At 69.5% G+C, this 18,333-nt stretch carries 13 protein-coding genes and 1 pseudogene; 9 read left to right on the forward strand and 5 right to left on the reverse strand.

Features of this window, described 5'->3' with window-relative positions; all coding sequences use genetic code 11:
- The first annotated feature begins 50 nt into the window (after positions 1-50).
- Positions 51-737 (forward strand): FadR/GntR family transcriptional regulator, encoded by a 687-nt coding sequence (locus tag ACIGHB_RS31230; RefSeq protein WP_399917774.1) that lies wholly within the window; start codon positions 51-53, stop codon positions 735-737.
- A 125-nt stretch (positions 738-862) separates the two neighbouring features.
- Here ACIGHB_RS31230 and ACIGHB_RS31235 read toward each other — a convergent pair whose 3' ends face one another.
- Positions 863-1,837, reverse strand: a complete 975-nt coding sequence (locus tag ACIGHB_RS31235) for a LacI family DNA-binding transcriptional regulator (protein WP_399917776.1) — start codon at positions 1,835-1,837, stop codon at positions 863-865.
- A 358-nt stretch (positions 1,838-2,195) separates the two neighbouring features.
- On the opposite strand from ACIGHB_RS31235, the gene ACIGHB_RS31240 reads away from it, so the two are divergent.
- The 4 genes from ACIGHB_RS31240 to ACIGHB_RS31255 all read left to right on the forward strand — a co-directional run bounded on the left by ACIGHB_RS31240 (position 2,196) and on the right by ACIGHB_RS31255 (position 9,386).
- Complete coding sequence (locus ACIGHB_RS31240) at positions 2,196-3,572, forward strand: ricin-type beta-trefoil lectin domain protein (protein WP_399917778.1); 1,377 nt, start codon at positions 2,196-2,198, stop codon at positions 3,570-3,572.
- Between the two features lie 26 nt (positions 3,573-3,598).
- On the forward strand, positions 3,599-5,827 hold the full coding sequence (locus ACIGHB_RS31245; protein WP_399917780.1) for an RICIN domain-containing protein: 2,229 nt from the start codon (positions 3,599-3,601) through the stop codon (positions 5,825-5,827).
- A 29-nt stretch (positions 5,828-5,856) separates the two neighbouring features.
- Positions 5,857-7,071, forward strand: coding sequence for a ThuA domain-containing protein (locus ACIGHB_RS31250; RefSeq protein ID WP_399917875.1), 1,215 nt, complete (start codon positions 5,857-5,859; stop codon positions 7,069-7,071).
- Positions 7,072-7,415: 344 nt separating this feature from the next.
- Positions 7,416-9,386: a discoidin domain-containing protein gene (locus ACIGHB_RS31255; RefSeq protein WP_399917782.1), complete on the forward strand. Its 1,971-nt coding sequence runs from the start codon at positions 7,416-7,418 to the stop codon at positions 9,384-9,386.
- A gap of 945 nt (positions 9,387-10,331) precedes the next feature.
- Here ACIGHB_RS31255 and ACIGHB_RS31260 read toward each other — a convergent pair.
- Entirely contained in the window at positions 10,332-10,979 is a 648-nt protein-coding gene (locus ACIGHB_RS31260; protein WP_399917784.1) for a hypothetical protein, read from the reverse strand.
- A gap of 621 nt (positions 10,980-11,600) precedes the next feature.
- Between ACIGHB_RS31260 and ACIGHB_RS31265 the strand changes: the two genes are divergently transcribed.
- The 3 genes and pseudogenes from ACIGHB_RS31265 to ACIGHB_RS31275 all read left to right on the forward strand — a co-directional run bounded on the left by ACIGHB_RS31265 (position 11,601) and on the right by ACIGHB_RS31275 (position 14,405).
- Positions 11,601-11,882 (forward strand): helix-turn-helix transcriptional regulator, encoded by a 282-nt coding sequence (locus tag ACIGHB_RS31265; protein WP_399917786.1) that lies wholly within the window; start codon positions 11,601-11,603, stop codon positions 11,880-11,882.
- Positions 11,883-12,020: 138 nt separating this feature from the next.
- A pseudogene (locus tag ACIGHB_RS31270) lies at positions 12,021-12,359 on the forward strand (DUF6083 domain-containing protein); the annotation flags it as partial.
- A 576-nt stretch (positions 12,360-12,935) separates the two neighbouring features.
- Positions 12,936-14,405, forward strand: a complete 1,470-nt coding sequence (locus tag ACIGHB_RS31275; protein ID WP_399917878.1) for a UvrD-helicase domain-containing protein — start codon at positions 12,936-12,938, stop codon at positions 14,403-14,405.
- Between the two features lie 1,094 nt (positions 14,406-15,499).
- Here the strand turns inward: ACIGHB_RS31275 and ACIGHB_RS31280 are convergent.
- The 3 genes from ACIGHB_RS31280 to ACIGHB_RS31290 all read right to left on the reverse strand — a co-directional run bounded on the left by ACIGHB_RS31280 (position 15,500) and on the right by ACIGHB_RS31290 (position 17,304).
- Positions 15,500-15,877 (reverse strand): hypothetical protein, encoded by a 378-nt coding sequence (locus ACIGHB_RS31280; protein WP_399917788.1) that lies wholly within the window; start codon positions 15,875-15,877, stop codon positions 15,500-15,502.
- Between the two features lie 395 nt (positions 15,878-16,272).
- Positions 16,273-16,620 carry a hypothetical protein gene (locus ACIGHB_RS31285; protein ID WP_399917790.1) on the reverse strand — a complete coding sequence of 116 codons (348 nt, stop codon included), beginning with the start codon at positions 16,618-16,620 and terminating at the stop codon, positions 16,273-16,275.
- 15 nt (positions 16,621-16,635) lie between these two features.
- Positions 16,636-17,304 carry an HNH endonuclease family protein gene (locus tag ACIGHB_RS31290; RefSeq protein ID WP_399917792.1) on the reverse strand — a complete coding sequence of 223 codons (669 nt, stop codon included), beginning with the start codon at positions 17,302-17,304 and terminating at the stop codon, positions 16,636-16,638.
- A 527-nt stretch (positions 17,305-17,831) separates the two neighbouring features.
- On the opposite strand from ACIGHB_RS31290, the gene ACIGHB_RS31295 reads away from it, so the two are divergent.
- A complete protein-coding gene (locus ACIGHB_RS31295) occupies positions 17,832-18,029 on the forward strand; it encodes a DUF6207 family protein (protein ID WP_399917794.1) in 198 nt (65 codons plus the stop codon).
- Positions 18,030-18,333 lie beyond the last annotated feature (304 nt).

The following is an 18,333-nucleotide window of genomic DNA, read 5'->3' on the forward strand; positions in this document are numbered from 1 at the left end:
GGCGCGATGCTCTACGATTGGTTCGGATTGGTTGTGATGGAGGAGGCGACGTGACGGAGGACGCAGGCGTACGGCGAGCGGCGGACGCGATCGGGCAGGTGCGTGCCCTGATCCAGGACGGCCTGGACGCGGGAGCGTTCGCGGCCGGAAGCAAACTGCCCACCGAGCGTGCTCTCGCCGCTGATCTGGGCACTTCGCGCGCTGCTGTGCGGCAGGCGCTCGGCGTCCTCGAACGCGAGGGCGTCATCACCCGTCACGTCGGCCGCGGCACCTTCATCGCCGCACCGGCGGACCGCGGGGGGCGGGGGCCTCTGGAGACGAGCCCCGCCGAGATCATGACTGTGCGGCTGCTGGTCGAGCCCGAGATCGCCTACCTCGCCGCGCAACAGGCCCGGCCCGCCGATCTCGCCGCGATCCAGCACGGGCTCACCCGCGGCTGCGCCGCCGGCACGCACGAGGAGTTCGAATCCTGGGACTCCGTCTTCCACCGCGCCATCGCCCAGGCGGCTCACAACGGCCTGCTGCTGGAGATGTTCGACACCATGAACGCCGCCCGCAAGCTTCCGGTGTGGGGCAACATCAAACGCCGCTCCGCCAGCCCCGAACGCCGCGCCGTCTATGAGCAGGCCCACCGCGAGATCCTCGAAGCGCTCAACGACCGGGACCCCGACGCCTCCCGCCAGAACATGCGCGCACACCTCCTCAACGTGCGCAGCAACCTTCTGGGCCCTTCGTAGACCGCAAGCACCCCACCCGCCGGCCCTTCCCGCCCCGGGGCGGACGCGGGAAGGGGCCAGGCTCTCGGTCATGCCCGGCTGCCGTCCCGTTCGCGAATGATGCCTGCCGGATGCGCCTGCCCGGCTCAGGCCGATTCGCGTACGACGAGTTCGGTGGGGATGATCTGCGGTCCGTCCGTCAAAGCCGCGCCGCCAAGCCGGGCGAGGAGCAGCCCCGCGGCCGTCGACCCCATGGCCCGCATCGGCTGCCGGACGGTCGTCAGGGGCGGTTCGGTGTGCCGGGCCATGGGCAGATCGTCGAAGCCGACGACGGCCACGTCGCCGGGCACGGTGCGTCCCGCAGCGTGCAGCGCGCTGATGGCTCCGGCCGCGATGAGGTCGTTGTGCGCGAACACCGCGTCGAACTCATGCCCCTGCCGCAGGGCGTGCTCGACGGCTGTTCGCCCCGTCTCCCAGGTGAACTCGCCCTCGCGGACCAGCGCGGGCGGGAGAACCTCGGCGAAGCCCTCCAGCCGGTCGCGGACGCAGCCGAAGCGGGCGGGGCCCGTGATGACCAGCGGACGACGACGGCCGGACGCGTGCAGCCGCGCGGCGGCGGACACCCCGCCGGCGCGGTTGGTGGTGGCGACCGACGGGAGTGCGGGCCGGTGATGGCCGTGGTCGTCGATGAGCACGACGGGCATGCCCCGCTGCTGCATCTCGACGACGGGCCCGAGGCCGCCTTCCGGCACGATCACCAGCAGCCCGTCGAACGCTCTCGCCGAGACCTGGGTCGCGAAGTGGGCCATCGAGCTCGGCCCGCCGGACGAGGTGAACAGCAGCAGACCGTATCCGGCGGCCTCGGCCTCGTCGGCGACGCCCTGGAGAACCTCGCCCATCCACGGCCATGTCAGGGACGGGATGAGCATCCCGAGTGCGTGGCTGGTGCCCCGCGCGAGATGAACAGCGCCTGAGCGTGGAACGTACCCGAGCCCTGCGATCACTTCTCGAACGCGCAGTGCGGTGACGGCGTCGACCTCCCCCCGCGTGTTGAGGACGCGGGAGACCGTGCTCTTGCTGACGCCCGCGGCGCGTGCGACGTCGGAGATCGTGACAGGCACCGGTGAACCTTCCTCGAAAGGTGTCTTCCCGGAACCGGTTCCGGGAGGCTGGCCGCGAGTCAACCGCCCGTCGAAGGTGCCGTCAAGACTTCACGCCGGAATCGGCGGATCCCCAAACACTGGCCCCTGTCGCGGAGTTGCGTATTCAAGACATGAAGTTGCGACGTCTTGACGTGTCTGGTTCAGACCTTTAGGTTCCCGGCTCAGAACACGAGGCGTCACTCGTCCATTTCGGCGCAGCAGCCTCGGGAGCACCGGCCTCATGAGGGCCGGCCTTCCGCTGTGGCGCCGCATCCTGCGTGTTTTCCGCTCTCCACGTGCCACCGACGAGCCCGTCCGCTAGTCGAGAGGACCCCCCATGCACTCCCATCGCACGACCAGTCGCGTGCCGCTGACCCTGGCCGCTCTCTCCCTCGCCGCCACCAGTCTCACCCTCGTCTCCGGTCCGACCGCGGAGGCTGCCGTCGGCCGGATCACCGGCCTCGGCGGCAAGTGCGTCGACGTCGCCGGCGCCAACCCCGCCAACGGCACGACCGTGCAGCTGTACGACTGCAACGCCACCGCCGCCCAGAGCTGGGACGTCAATGCCGACGGAACGATAAAAGCCCTGGGCAAGTGCCTCGACGTGGCCTCGGGCGGCACCGCCGACGGCACCCGGGTCCAGCTGTGGGACTGCAACGGCACCGCCGCCCAGCAATGGTCCGTCAACGCCTCCCGCGACATCGTCAACCCGCAGGCCGACAAGTGCCTGGACGCCACCGGCAACAGCTCCGCCAACGGCACAGCCCTGCAGATCTGGAGCTGCACCGGCGCGGCGAACCAGAAGTGGACCGCCCCGTCCAGCGGCACCGACCCGGTACCGGTGGGGAACATGGCGGTCGCCCCGTACCTGTACAACGGCTGGGGCAGCCCGCCGAGCCCGACCACGGTCATGAACGCCACCGGCGTGAAGTGGTTCACCCTCGCTTTCGTCCTCAGCAACGGCTACTGCAACCCCCAGTGGGACGGCAGCCGTCCCCTGATCGGCGGGGTCGACCAGCAGACGATCAACACCGTCCGCGCGGCCGGCGGCGACGTCATCCCGTCCTTCGGCGGCTGGAGCGGAAACAAGCTGGAGAGCTCCTGCTCCAGCGCCGGCGAGCTGGCATCCGCCTACCAGCGGGTCATCAACGCCTACGGGCTCAAGGCCATCGACATCGACATCGAGGCCGCCGCCTACGACAGCCCCACCGTGCAGCAGCGCACCGTCGACGCCCTGCGGACCGTCAAGGCGAACAACCCCGGCCTGAAGGTCTACGTCACCTTCGGCACCGGCCAGAACGGCCCCGACACCAGCCTGATCAACCGCGCCGCCGCGGCCGGGCTCACCGTCGACGCCTGGACGATCATGCCGTTCAACTTCGGAGGCAACGGCCAGAACATGGGCACCCTCTCCGTCCGCGCCGCCGAGGGCCTGAAGACCGCGGTGAAGAACGCCTACGGCTACAGCGACGACCAGGCCTACCGCCACACCGGCATCTCCTCGATGAACGGCGTCACCGACGTCGGCGAGACCATCACCCAGACCGACTTCCGCACCATCCTGGCCTACGCCCAGCAGCGGCACATCGCCCGCCTGACGTTCTGGTCGGTCAACCGCGACCGGCCGTGCACCGGCGGTGGCGCCGACACCTGCTCCGGCGTCGCCCAGCAGCCGTGGGACTTCACCCGGATCCTCGCCGCCTACAACGGCTGAACCGCCGCCTTCGACGAAGGAGACTCATGCCTCTGCTCCCTCGCACCGCCGCCGCGCGGCGGGCGACACCCAGAACCTCCGGCGCGCGTGGCCGTGCCGCAGCGGCCCTGACCGCCGGCGCGGTGTTCAGCTCGCTGCTGATGGCCCTCGCCCCAGGTGCGGCCGCCGCCGAGATTCCCACCGGCACGGTCACCGTGGCCAACACCGGCAACGGCAAGTGCCTCGACGCCCGGGCCGCCGCGACCGCGAACGGCACGGCCGTGCAGCAGTACAGCTGCAACGGCACCACCGCCCAGCAGTGGACCGTGACCACGACCTCGGACGGCTACGTCCGCCTCGGCAACAGCAACGACCCCGCGCAGACCGTCGACGTCACGGACGTCTCCACCGCCGACAACGCCCCCGTTCAGCTGTGGACCTACGGCGGCGGCCTGAACCAGCAGTGGCGGGCCGTCGACGAAGGCGACGGGACCTTCCGCCTCGTCAACCGCAACAGCGGCAAGTGCCTCGACGTGCCCGCGGCCTCGACGGCCGACTCCGTGCAGCTCGTGCAGTACACCTGCAACGGCACCGCCGCACAGCGCTTCAGCGTCACCCCGGTGAGCACCGCTCCGGGCAACGTGGACCTCGGCCCGAACGTGGCCGTCTTCGACCCCTCGATGCCCTCGGCCACCATCCAGAGCCGCCTGGACACGATCTTCCGGCGTCAGGAGACCAACCAGTTCGGCCAGGAGCGCCACGCGATCCTGTTCCGGCCCGGCACCTACAACAACGACGTCAACGTCGGCTTCTACACGCAGGTCCTGGGCCTGGGCTCCTCGCCCGACGCGGTGAACATCAACGGCGCCGTGCATGTCGAGGCCGACTGGTTCCCGCCGCAGAACGCCACCCAGAACTTCTGGCGAGGCGCCGAGAACCTCTCCGTCACCCCCACCGGCGGCACCGACCGCTGGGCCGTCTCCCAGGCGTCCGCCTACCGCCGCATGCACGTCCGCGGCAACCTGGAGCTCAGCGACGGCGGATGGTCCAGCGGCGGCTACATCGCCGACAGCCGCGTCGACGGCCAGGTCCGCTCCGGCACCCAGCAGCAGTGGCTCACCCGCAACTCCCAGCTCGGCTCCTGGACCGGCTCCAACTGGAACATGGTCTTCGTCGGCAGCCAGGGCGTCCCCGCCACCACCTTCCCCAGCCCCCCGCACACCACGATCGACCGCGCCCCCGTCACCCGCGAGAAGCCCTACCTCACCGTCGATGCCACCGGCGCCTACCAGGTGGTCGTGCCCCCGGTCCGCACCGACTCCACCGGCGCGAGCTGGACCACCGGCGCCCCCGCCGGGACCCGGCTCGGCATGGACACCTTCTTCATCGTCAAGCCAGGAGCCACCGCCGCCCAGATCAACACCGCCCTCGACGCCGGCAAGAACCTCCTGGTCACCCCCGGCGTCTACCACGTCGACCAGACACTGAGGGTCACCCGCCCCGACACCGTCGTCCTCGGCCTCGGCCTGGCCACCTTCATCCCCGACAACGGCATCAGGGCGATGACCGTCGCCGACGTCGACGGCGTGAAGATCGCAGGCGTCCTCTTCGACGCCGGCCCCGTCAACTCGCCCGTCCTCCTCGAGGTCGGCCCCACGGGCTCCTCCGCCTCCCACGCGGCCAACCCGACCTCACTGCACGACGTGTACGTCCGCGTCGGCGGCGCGGGCGTCGGCAAGGCCACCACCAGCGTCGTCGTCAACAGCGACCACGTCATCGGCGACCACATGTGGATCTGGCGCGGCGACCACGGCGCCGGCGTCGGCTGGACAGTGAACACCGGCGACACCGGAATCATCGTCAACGGCGACGACGTCACCATGTACGGCCTGTTCGTCGAGCACTACCAGAAGTACCAGACCATCTGGAACGGCAACCGCGGCCGCACGTACTTCTACCAGAACGAGATGCCCTACGACCCGCCCAACCAGGCCGCCTGGATGAACGGCTCCACCCAGGGCTACGCCGCCTACAAGGTCGCCGACTCCGTCACCAGCCACCAGGCCTACGGACTGGGCAGCTACTGCTACTTCAACGTCAACCCCGGAGTCACCGCCGAGCGCGCCATCGAGGCCCCCAACCGGCCCGACGTCCGCTTCCGCAGCATGGTCACCGTCTCCCTCGGCGGCACCGGCACCATCCGCCACGTGATCAACGACCGGGGCGGCCCGTCCAACTCCTCCACCAACGTCGCGAACCTGGTGAGCTACCCGTGAAACGACTCCTTACCGGCCTGATCGCGCTGATGGCTCTCTTACTCGGATCCACAGCCCCCTCAGCCCTGGCCGCGCCGGCGGCTCCGGACTTCCGCGTCCTGGCGTTCTCCAGCGGCACCTGGGACGCCGCCCACATCGACTTCGTCAAGGAAGCCAACGAGTGGTTCCCGCGCACGGCAGCGGCGAACAACTTCACCTACACGGCCACCACCGACTGGAACCTCCTCGCCAACGGAGGCGCCGACGCCTACGACGTCGTCCTCTTCCTCGACGACTCACCCAAGACCCCGGCCCAGCGCGCCGGCTTCGAGCGCTACATGCGGTCCGGCGGCGCCTGGCTCGGCTTCCACGTCTCCGCCTTCACCACCGACGCCTCCTCATGGGACTGGTACTACAACCAGTTCCTGGGCAGCGGCAACTTCCGCTCCAACACCTGGGGCCCCACCACCGCCGTCCTGCGCACCGAGAACGCCGGCCACCCGGTGACCGCCGGCCTGCCCACGACGTGGACCTCGGCCGTCAGCGAGTGGTACAGCTGGTCCAACAGCCTGCGCAACAACCCCGCCATCCGCGTCCTGGCCTCGGTCGACCCGTCGAGCTTCCCTCTCGGCACCGACCCCAACCAGTCCTGGTACAGCGGCGACTACCCCATCGCGTGGACCAACAGCAACTACCGCATGCTGTACGCGAACTTCGGCCACAACGCGATGAACTACGCCACCAACACCCGCACCTCCTCCACCTTCGCCTCCGCCACCCAGAACCGGATGCTCATCGACGCCCTCAAGTGGCTCGGCGCCGCCCCGGCCACCACCGACCCCTTCTACACCCTCACCTCCCAGGCCAACGGGCTGTGCGCCGACGCCCGCGCCGCCGCCACAGCCAACGGCACCGTGATCCAGCAGTACACCTGCAACGGCACCACCGCCCAGCAGTTCCGCCTCGTCCCCACCGACAACGGCTACCTCCGGCTGGCCAACCGCAACAACCCCGACCAGGTCCTCGACGTCACCGCAATCTCCACCGCCGACGACGCACCGATCCAGCTCTGGTCCTACGCCGGCGGCACCAACCAGCAGTGGCGCTCCGTCGCCGAGCCGGGCGGAACCCACCGCTTCGTGGCCCGCCACAGCGGCAAGTGCCTCACGGTGCCCACCACCGCCCCCACCAACTCGGTACAGCTCATCCAGAGGACCTGCGACAGCACGGCTTCGCAGAGCTTCCGCCTGACAGCACAGCTCTAGGAAGAAACCGCACCAACGACGCGGCGCCGGGTCCTCCACCGGCCCGGCGCCGCGCCCGCACACGGCCGCCGCAGGGGCCACCTGGTCGTAGGACGGAACCCGAGCCGTCATCGCGTTCGCGTGGCCGGGCGAGAGCACCTTGGACGGCGCGCCTCGGGTTCAGGCGGACGCGTCAGCGACCACCGGGCCGATCCCGCAGGTGCGTGGCGCCGGCCCGCATGGCAGTTCGATCACCGGCGACGCTCACGCGTCGCCGGCCAGGCACATGCTCGATTCCGCATCGCCCCGCTGGCTCGCCTGAGCGAGTCGGTCGCCGGGCAAGTCATACGTTCGGAGGCAGTGAGATGAGCATCTCGCGTCGGACCGTCCTGCAGGCGGCCACCGCGGCAGGAGCCGTCGGCGCCATGGGCCTCGGGCAGAGCGTGCTCGCCCAGCCCGCCGCCGCGGCGAGCCCGCCCGGCGACGTCGTCGGCAAGGTGACCGTGGGCTACCAGGGCTGGTTCGCCTGCGCCGGGGACGGCGCCCCCATCAACGGCTGGTGGCACTGGTCCCAGAACTGGAGCCAGACCCCTTCCACCACCAACAAGGCCATCGTCGCCTGGCCCGACATGCGCGAGTACCCGGCCACCTACCGGACCGCCTTCGGCAACCTCGGCAACGGGCAGCCGGCCACCCTGTTCTCCTCCTACGATCAGTCGACCGTCGATACCCATTTCCGTTGGATGAAGGAATACGGCATCGACACCGCCGCCCTGCAGCGCTTCAACCCCACCGGCGGCGAGGGACCCACCCGCGACGCTATGGCCGGCAAGGTCCGCAGCGCGGCCGAGTCACAGGGCGTGAAGTTCTACATCATGTACGACGTGTCGGACTGGACGAGCACGCAGAACGACATCAAGGCCGACTGGACCACCAAGATGCGGACCCACACCGCCTCCCCCGCCTACGCCCGCCAGAACGGCAAACCGGTGGTCTGCATCTGGGGTTTCGGCTTCAACGACCCCCAGCGGCCCTTCACCCCGCCGCAGTGCCTCGATGTCGTCAACTGGTTCAAGGCCCAGGGCTGCTACGTGATCGGCGGCGTGCCGACCTGGTGGCGGACCGGCGACCGCGACTCCCGCCCGGGCTTCACCGGCGTCTACCACGCCTTCGACATGCTCTCCCCCTGGCTCGTCGGCCGGATCGGCAGCGCCGGCGAAGCCGACAACTTCTACAACGTGGCGACCGTGCCGGACCTCGCCGAGTGCACGGCACGAGGCATCGACTACCAGCCCTGCGTGCTGCCCGGCGGGGTCACCGAACGCCAGCGGGCCCACGGCGATTTCATGTGGCGGCAGTTCTACAACATGGGCCGCGCGGGCGTACCGAGCGTCTACATCTCCATGTTCGACGAGTACAACGAGGGCCATCAGATCGCGAAGACCGCCGAGTCCCAGGCGTGGGTCCCCACCGGCTCGGGCTTCCTCGCGCTCGACGAGGACGGCACCGCCTGCTCCTCCGACTACTACCTGCGGCTGACCGGTGACGGCGCGCGGATGCTCAAGGGCCTGACACCGCTCACGGCCGTCCGGCCCACCGCGCCGGTCCAGGGAGGCGACACCGTGCCGCCGACGATCCCGGGCAACTTCCGGGTCACCGGCGTGACCGACACCAGTGTGGCGCTGGCCTGGACCGCGTCGAGCGACAACGTCGGCGTGACGGGCTACCGAGTGCGCCGGATCACCGGCGGGACCGCCACCCCGATCGCCACCGTCTCAGCGAACATCACGTCCTTCGCGGTCACCGGGCTCACCCCCGCGACCACGTACACCTTCGACGTGCAAGCCCTCGACGCGACCGGCGCCGTCTCCGCGCCCTCCGCGCAGGCGACCGCGACGACCAACGGCTCCACCAGCGTCGACCTTGCACTCGGCCGGCCGACATCAGCCAGCAGCGTCACCCAGTCCTACGGCCCGGGCAACGCCGTCGACGGCAGCCCGCACTCGTACTGGGAGAGCGCCAACAACGCCTTCCCCCAGTGGCTCCAGGTCGACCTGGGCGCCGCCACCGGCGTTCGCCGGGTGGTCCTCGCCCTGCCCCCGATCACTGCCTGGGCCACCCGTACCCAGACCGTCGCTGTCCAGGGAAGCACCGACGGCTCATCGTTCACGACGCTCCTTGGAGCCTCCCCGCACACCTTCAACCCGGCCACCGGCAACAACGTCACCCTGGCCCTCCCCGCCGAAACGAGCACTCGCCACCTGCGGCTGCTGTTCACCGCCAACACCGGCTGGCCCGCCGGCCAGCTCTCGGAGTTCCGCGTCTACTCCGCCTGAGCCACCTCGGACGGGCGCAGCGCCTCTGGCCGGGCAGTGCCGGTAAGCCGCAGACGACCAGAGGCGAGCCGTCTGTCCGCACCGGCTGGAGCACAGCGAACCAGAGAGAAGCCGCCCCACCGCACGAGGGAATCTGACGAGCACGGAGTACTGCGGCCGCTCGCGCCGGCGAGCTTCCGCGGTCCGCTCGATGCCAGGACCACGCCCTCCTCGCCTCTGTGCCTCAGATGGCGGCGGTTGAGTGGGCGGCTCGCGGTTATCCATAGCCTGCCGGCGGCCCTAACCCGGTGCTCAGGACACTGACAGACGCCCGCATGGTCACGACTCACCGCGGGAAGCACAGTGGACAGCCCCGAACAGGAAACCGGCCGGGCAGCACGCCGGACCGTCCTCAAGTACGCCACCGCCGCAGTCGCAGGCATCACCGCATCGGCATCTACCTCCCGCACGGCAGCGGCCGCCACCACGCCGACGCTTAGCTGGGCGGCCACCCGCCGCAGCGTACGCAGGATGTCAAGACCGGCAGCCCACGTTGCCGGGCCTCTTCCATACGCGGACTGACAGTGCTGCGCGAAACCTCGCTTACGCGCCAGAAACCGCTGCTTTCCACTGTCTTGCCGTCCTCAGGTACGACGGGACAGGCTGATGCATGGACGGCGAGGCGAACCTGCCGGCCGGAGAAGCGTGTGAGCGTCGCGAGCCGGAACAGGCCAGATGGCAGGGCGGGCGCACACGAAGTGCTGGCATCGGCAGACACCATGGCACCCTATGCGGCTGTCCTGCAGCCTGTCGCCGTCGGCGTGCGAGCCGGACAACGGATTCGAGCACGCTGGTGTCTCGCATCCCGCCGCACCTGAAGTGTCCTCTTGCCGGGAGAGATCCCAGATTGGACCACAGTGTCTGCATCCTTGCCGCGGCACGCCCGACCAGGTCAGCACCGCATGCTCAGAGGCCTGGCCAAACGAGGACAGCCAACTCGGCAGAAGGCGGATCCGGTTTCCCGGGCTCCGACAAGGTTCTCCTGCGTCCGGTACGTGTGCCTTCCCGCAGGAGGGATGTGTCGGGCCAGTTCCACGCCAGGTCTTCTCCGCCAGCGAGCGAGCAGCTCTGCAGTATGCCGGAATCCAGCAGGTCCTGAGCGGTGACAACGAGCCGGTGCAGGGCCATGCCGCACATCCGGGCCAGCGTGTGGCTGTCAGCGGCACCCTTCTGGAGCGAGGGCTGTGTATGGGCCTGGAGCGCCACCATGGTGAGCCGGGCCGCGGAATTGGTGTGCCGCAGGGCAGAGCCGGACGACTTCAGCAGAGCCCAGTGCGCCGCCTGAGAGCGAGGACCGCGTCCGGGAAGGCCGATGAGGGGATCATTGAGCTTGGCCTGCATTCCAGGCGGTGTGGGGGCGACGTTGAGAATCCAGCGAGCATCGAGCAGTTCCTGCCACAGTGGTCCAGCATCGCCCAAATTCATGCCGCGGATCAGACCGTGGGGGAGGACGAGGGAGCCGTCGGCGTCGCAGCGCAGCACGCTTTGCAAGGCCAGCAGGCGGGCTTCGGGGGAAGTGTGGAGCGGCAGGGAGGCGGCGAGGAGGCTGAGCATGTCCCGGACCAAGGCACGATCCCTGCCCGGCCTGCTGGTTCTGCGGCGGCGCGGTCTCGTCCTGTCGGTGGCAGGCAGGTTGCTGAAGGCCGTGTCCGGAACCACCGAGGTGTGGTGCATTGCGCCAGCGCATGCCGCGCAGGTGTCGGCGAGCCGCCAGACCCGCCCTGCTCTCTCGCAGGTCAGTACGAGCAGAAGGGGACCGTCGCAGCCACGGTGACGGGGATGCCAGCGGCATCCGCGTTCATGGCACTGGCAGGTCCTCAGGTACGGGGGAAGGAGCGAGCGCCGGGCGTGCCGGGCGAGGTGCGCGAGCGCCGCAGACCGTGCCGTGGAGCCCTGCGTGAGGCGGGGGCGTGTGGGGCACTGCGCGCAGACGAGAAAGGGCCCTTGGGGCTCGGCGTGCAGCTCGACGATCCAGGTCCGCGTCATCTGTGGGTGCGCGGCACGCACTGTCACAGCGGTGAACTCCTTCCAACGGCTCGTACCTGCTGCCGGGCAAGGTGATGAGCCCGGACGGCGGCACACCGTAGTGCACCCAGGGCGGCTCGCTGAAGACCACGCAAAATAGGGCAGAGGTCTGCACTGACATGGCGGACGGGCGCCACGTCGGATGAGCAAGTGACGATCTTGCCGCCCGATGCCAACCTCGACGAGCTGCCCCGCGAGCTCGCCCGGCTCAGGCGCGAACACCGCTGGAGCTACGACGACCTAGCCGAGCGAACCGGCCTGTCCAGGCGCACTCTCATCGAGATCGAGCAAGGCCGCACCGTCGGAACCATCGCCACCTGGCACGCCCTCAGCCACGCCTTCGGCATTCCCCTCGACGGCCTCTTCTCCGTTCTCTGCGAAGGCCATACACCCCCGGGCGCCACCCCCGGAAACTCCGGCACCACCCCCTGAACGGACCACCCGAACGAGTCACCAACCCCGCCCACACGTTCGCCGGATGCGACGTGAGTACGAACGGGTTGAGCCGACAGAGGGGCATCCGAACTCGCGTCACCACCCTGCGGCGTGTCGCATGGGACCTTTCCGCTCATGCGCCCCCGCCCCGACACCCCCCGCCACCGAGACGGCACCCTCCACACCCGCCGCCCGCGACGCACACTGACCGTCGCCCACGACAGCCCCGGCCGCCTCCTGCGCTGCGCCCAATCCGCACGCTGCCCTCGCTGCGGCAACCGCGTTGACCGGCACACCACCACCAGCCCACGCCCGGTGAGCCTGGACCCCGCCGAACTGCCCACCGAGCCCGTCCCCGCCGACTACCGCTGGCACCTTGCCTCCGGCGTTGCCTACCCGGCGGGCGACGACAGCCCCTGGTGCCGCATCACCCATCCCGTCGTCTGCCCGGCCGGCACTCAATCAGCGGACCTCCCCGACCCGCTCAATGCCATCAGGCAAAAGCTCGCACTTCACACCAGGCGCCTCATCGACACCGCAGCCGTCACCGCGCCACCGAGCTCCCCACCAGTCGCCCACCAAGACCCCACGTGCAGACCTCAGCGTCCGGTCGTCCAGCTCCTCTACACCCGATACCTCGCCTCTCTCCCCGTCGAGAAGGTCCAGTGTGTCGCCCCGACCGTCCGACGCACCCGCTGCGCCACCCCCCTCTTCGCCCCCAAGCCGCCCCGGGCCGCTGGATCCTCATGCCCCCAACACCCCACACCCACCACGCCCGGCCACTCGCACTGCCTGCGATGGACATCGCCGTCTACGGCCTCACTCACCTCAGCCACCGAGAACAGCTCCGTCGGCGCACCCAGCACTGCCTCACCAACGCCGCATCCACTGCGGCGCCCGACCTCGCGCTCGCCGAGTGGGAACCCTTCGATCCCCTTCTCCACCACGCCTTCACCGCCACCCGTCTGCCGACAAACCCCCGCCCTCACTGCTGACCCGGGACACCCACTACCAGGCCATACCGCGCCGACGCCATGGAGCACATCCGCGTTGTTCACGCCCACCGACGAGCAAGCAGAAGCAGCCGACCACTTTGCCGCCGGCCAGCACATGGCCCTCCAGGCCGGAGCCGGAACCGGGAAGACCTCCACCCTCGCCCTCCTGGCCCGCAGCACCACCCGTCGCGGCCGCTACTTCGCCTACAACCGTGCCATCGCCCAGGAAGCGGCAACCCGCTTCCCGCCCAACGTCACTTGCCGGACCGCCCACTCCCTTGCCTACGCCGCCCTCGGCCACCGCTACAAACGCCGCCTTGGCGCCCCCCGCCGCCCCGCCTGGCAGACCGGCCAGGACCTCGGCATCACCAAACCCGTCCGCGCAGCCGGTCACACCCTCATGCCCGTCACCCTGTCCAACACCGTCCTGAAGACGGTGACCCGCTTCTGCCACACCGCGGACACCGAGCTCGCCGACCACCACGTCCCGCAACTGCGAGGCATGGACAGCCCCAAGGCGCACGGCGAGCTCGCCGACATCGTCATCCCCTACGCCCGCAAAGCATGGGCTGACCTGCAGAACCCCGACACCGGAGCCGTCCGCTTCGACCCCGACCACTTCCTCAAGATCTGGTCACTCACCCACCCGAAGATCCACGCCGACTTCCTCCTGCTCGACGAAGCGCAGGACACCAACCCCGTCGTCGAGCACATCTTCAACAGCCAGCGCCACCACGCCCAGCTCGTCATGGTCGGCGACTCCGCCCAAGCCATCTACCACTGGCGCGGCGCCAAAGACGTCATGACCACCTTCGACGGAACCCACCTCACCCTCTCCCGCTCCTTCCGCTTCGGCCCCGCCCTCGCCGAAGAAGCCAACCGGTGGCTCACCCTCGCCGACGCACCCCTGCGCCTCACCGGAAGCCCCGCCACGCCCACCAGCCTCGGCCCCCTCTCCGACCCCAGCGCGATCCTGTGCCGCACCAACGTCGGAGCCATGAGGCAGGTCATGAACCACCTCGCCGCCGGAACCCGTGTCGCCCTGGTCGGAGGGGGTGAGAGCCTACGTGCCCTGGCACTAGCCGCCCGCCAGCTCCAGGCAGGCCGCCTCACCAGCCATCCCGAACTCGTGCTCTTCCCCACCTGGGGGGCAGTCCAGGACTATGCCGCGCACGACCCGTCCGGACGCGATTTGCAGCCCCTGGTCGACCTCGTCGACAACCATGGCACCGACGCCATCCTCGACGCGGTGGCCCGTCTCAGTGACGAGCAGAACGCCCAGATCACCGTCTCCACCGCCCACAAGGCCAAGGGGCGCGAATGGACACGGGTGAAGATCGCCGACGACTTCCTGCCTCCGCCGGATACCGATGAACAAGACCAGCACGGTCGGCCGATTCCCGGCCCTGTCGACGCAGGTGAAGCCCGCCTCGCCTACGTCGCCGTCACCCGGGCCCGCAGCCACCTGGACATCAGCGGACTGTCCTGGATCGACAGCCACCCCGACGGAACGCACCGGCCCTGAACACCGCAGGCCCGCCCACGGATCCGCAAGAGAGCCAGGAACTGCAGCCGTACGCGAGGAAGACCCGTCACCACTGGTACCGGCCTGTAACTCGTTCGTATGGTCTACACCGAGAACAGTCTGGTCGCTGGTCACCTGCGGCTACGGTGACTCTTCGGGGGAGAGCCGACTGGTCGTTTGCTCCTTCCCCGAGTGCCCCCGCTTCGGCGGGGGCACTATGCGTTTCCCGGTGTACGGCGCGGTCACGGTCGTGGTGGTGTCGGTGCAGGCGGGGTCGGGATGCGGGGGCCTGCTGTGTGACTACGGTGGTCCACTGCTACGCGATGGCCGGGGGTTGATGTCGGCGATGGTGGCGAGCCGGACCAGGCCACCGTCGCCATAGCCCGCGTCGGCATGGCTGGTGCACCACTGCTGCACCTCCGCCCCGCCGCAGGCCCTGAGCAGCAGAGTCTTCGGTGCTGGCTGCCAGTCCCGAGGGGCCGAGCGGGAGAGCCCCGCGGTCCCTCCCGCTCGTGGCCTGCGGCGGAAGACAGGTTGTCTTTGGCTACGGCGTGTACTCGGTTTCGTGGCAGCCGGGATCGATGCGCTTCGGGTTCTGGTGGGCGACGGCGTCCGTCCAGCGCTTGCGCGCGGTCTTGAGCTGCGGGCCGTCGGCGCTGGTGGCAAAGAACGCCCAGCGGCCCGCGGCCAGCGAGCCGTCCTCGGTGTGCGTGTTGGGAATGCCGAGGATGTACCGGTGGCCGGGGACGAGCGCCTGCTGCTCGACTTCCGGTCGCGCGGTGTCGCCGGCGGTCTGGCGAGGGGCAGGGTCGTGGGCAGGGAGCCCTTGAGGACTTCCTCGACCTTGACCTGCACGGTGACCCGCTGCTCTCCATCACTGCCCCGAGCGGGCCGGGACTGCTCTCCGGCAGTCACCACGGCGATGTGGTCGGCGATGCCGGCCTTGTCCCGGTCGGTGTCCATGATCGGCACGCAGACGGCCGAGACGGTGACGTCGTCCCCCTGGAGGACGACGGCTGCGGTGGTCCCTGACGCGGCGAGTACGAGGATCCAGGCGAGCGACAGGAGCACGGGCGCTTCATCATCCCTGCAAGTTAAGGTAGTTGGCCTTGTCGACGGCCGTCGGTACGGCCTTGCCGTCCGTCTCCATATGCAGGGCCGAGCTGACGTTCGTGGCAGATCCCAGGGCGTGCCCGAGCTCGGGTACGACAGTCGTCCATGTCCTTGAAGACCTCGTCCAGCCAGTACTTGTTCAGGAAGATGAAGTCGGTCTGCGCGGTGTCGCCGTGCCACTCGTACTTGTCGGCGGCCCGGTCGTTCTTGTTGTAGTCGCGAAACTTCAGGTCGTTGACCGTGATCGCGCTGTCCGGCGTGATGTGGATCTTCCGGAATCTGTTCCACTCGGTGATCGCGTGCGTGCGCAGGGCTTCGTACTTCGAGGCTTCGGTCCAGCAGATCTCACGGTCGTCCACCGCCGAGAAGCTGCGGGTCCGTTGCGCCGCCTACGCACGGCGCCGGCTGTGCGGCCCGAGGCGCGGCTGGAGAGGCATGGGCGACGGCCGCGACTGCGGTGAGCGTGAACTGCCCCCGCAGCGGCCTGCTCGTCATCTGCAGCCCCTCATGGGAGCGGAGGACAGGACGGTACGGACTTCCCTGCGGCGCCGAGGCCAGTTCGGTCCGTCATCACCCGTCCGGGGCGGGCGCGTAGGTGCACAGCGAGCGCTCACCTCAGTGGTGAGGCCGTCCGGCGCGCTGCTCCTTGGGGCGAGCCGCGTTCTGCTGGCCGGGTCGCGTGTGATGGGGAGAGTCCAGGACCGGCCGGACGGGGGGCGCTGGACGGTCCTGGACATGCTTCCCGGGGTGGTGCTCAGCGCAGGAAGAGGGTGACGTTTGCGGTGTCGGTGCTGTAGAAGGTCTCGTCGAACGTCTCACGCGTCCCAGAACCGCAGGCCTTGATCTCGCGCAGGGATCCCACGTGGGGGTCGATGCGTACGACTGCGCACTTGGCGTCGGCGCGGGTGTCGTCCACCCAGCCGGTGATCCTCAGATCACCGTCGCGGCAGGAGAGCTTCCAGTGAGCCTCGCCGCCGTCGATCCGGGGGGAGCGGGTGGTCGGGCAGGTCGCGGCGTTCGCCGGCGAGGCGACGACGAAGTACCCGGCGGTCAGGGCGCCGGTCATGAGGACGGCCGCGAGAGTGCGGGGGATACGGGCCACGGGGGTCTCCTTCGGCTACGGGGCGGGGGTGTAGTGGACGACGGTGGTCTCGCAGGCTTCGGCGTAGACCTTCAGCGCGTCGGCCTCGGCCTGGTCCGCGGTGAGGCCCCAGCGGAGCTTGGTGGCGGTCCATTCACCGATGTAGCGGCACTGGGCGTCGGGGTGCGGCGGCATCCAGGTCGCCGGGTCCTGGTCCGCCTTCTGTCGGTTGGTCCGCGCGGTGACGGCGACGAGCGAGGCGGCGGCGTCCTGGTCGTTCGCGTACGCCTCACGGCGCTTGGCGTCCCAGGCGCTGGCGCCTGAGTCCCAGGCCTCGGCGAGCGGGACCATGTGGTCGATGTCGAGCTTCGCGGGGTCGTTGACCTCTTGGCCGTCGTAGTACGAAAGCCACTCCCCTCCGGAGAGCTTGCAGCCGGCCGCGACGGTCGGTGACTCGACTGCCTCGGCCTGCAGGACCTCCGCGCGGGTGTTGCAGCCGTCGGACGTGTCGAGGCCGGCGTTCCAGTGCTTGAACCTGTCCCGTGTGTATCCGGTACGGGACTCGGCCGCGACCGGCACCAGATCGACGGCGTCGGCGAGGTTCAGTACCTGCGCCGCAGGGGCGGCCGTGGCCGCGGAGGGGAGGGCGAGAGGGGACAGGGCGAGACAGAGCGCGGTCGCACCGCGCACCAGGTTCTTGATCACGACCGCAGGTGTATCGGTGATCAAGTCCCTGACATGCCGGAACCACTAATCCCGTCAGCCGTGTGGGGGACGGCGGTTCACCGGAGAAACGCTTTGCCGCCCCGCCATGTGGATCATTCAGAACGAACTGCCGAACAAGCCCGAGCCGTGATGGCTCGCGCAAGAGCTGCATCACCCCACGCCTGGTCCGTCGTCCTGACCGTGGGAAGGCACCGCTTCGCGAACGGAAGCAGGCCGTGAGAGGGGAGCGAGGACAGGCCGCCTGTCGCACCGGGGGAGACGCCGACCAGCACAAGGCGATCACTCGTGCAGGACTGCGCCACAAGCCCGGTGCCACGCAACGGCCCACCTACTTGCGAGCTCCCGCACAACACTCTGCCCAGGTTCCGGGTGGCACCGGTACGCCATCGCCTGTGTCCGCCTCCACCGGGGCGCCCCGCGGCGTCAAAGCCGCCAGCCGCACCCCTCATCCCGGTGATCAGGCCGTCGCCCCAGAACCTCCGCCTCCACAGAACGTTCTGGCAGACATGGAAGCCATCGACCCTATCCACCTGGCCGAACCCGGCCTCGTCGTCGTGGACATCACCGCCGCCGATGAGGGCACCCTGCAGGCCGCCGCCGAACAACTCAACCGGCACTGGACGACCTCAGGTACCCCGAAGGCACGCCGTATTCCCGGTGAACCAGGTGTGACCGCCAGGATCTATGCGGACCTGCGCCGCTGACATTCACCCGGCGCGGGCTTCTTCCTACAGCCGGAATGCAGGATCGGCCGCTCTGCTCCGCCCTTCCCCCGACAGGGGCACTGTTCATGCCAGGGGAGGGGGGCCGGCAGGGAAGGTGGAGTGGTGTTGTCGGGGCCATGTCGGCCTCGACCGGTAGCGATGGCCTTCTCCGCGGATACGCAACCTCAAGATCGAAGGCGTCGATGCGCTCCCGCGTCTTGCGATCGATGGCCAAACTGGAGATTTTTCGAAGATCTTGGGAGTTGGCTGTCCATGTAGCGGCCGCTACGTTCGCCGCCGTGAT

Source organism: Streptomyces sp. NPDC085460 (assembly GCF_044541975.1).
In the GTDB taxonomy this organism is placed as follows: domain Bacteria; phylum Actinomycetota; class Actinomycetes; order Streptomycetales; family Streptomycetaceae; genus Streptomyces.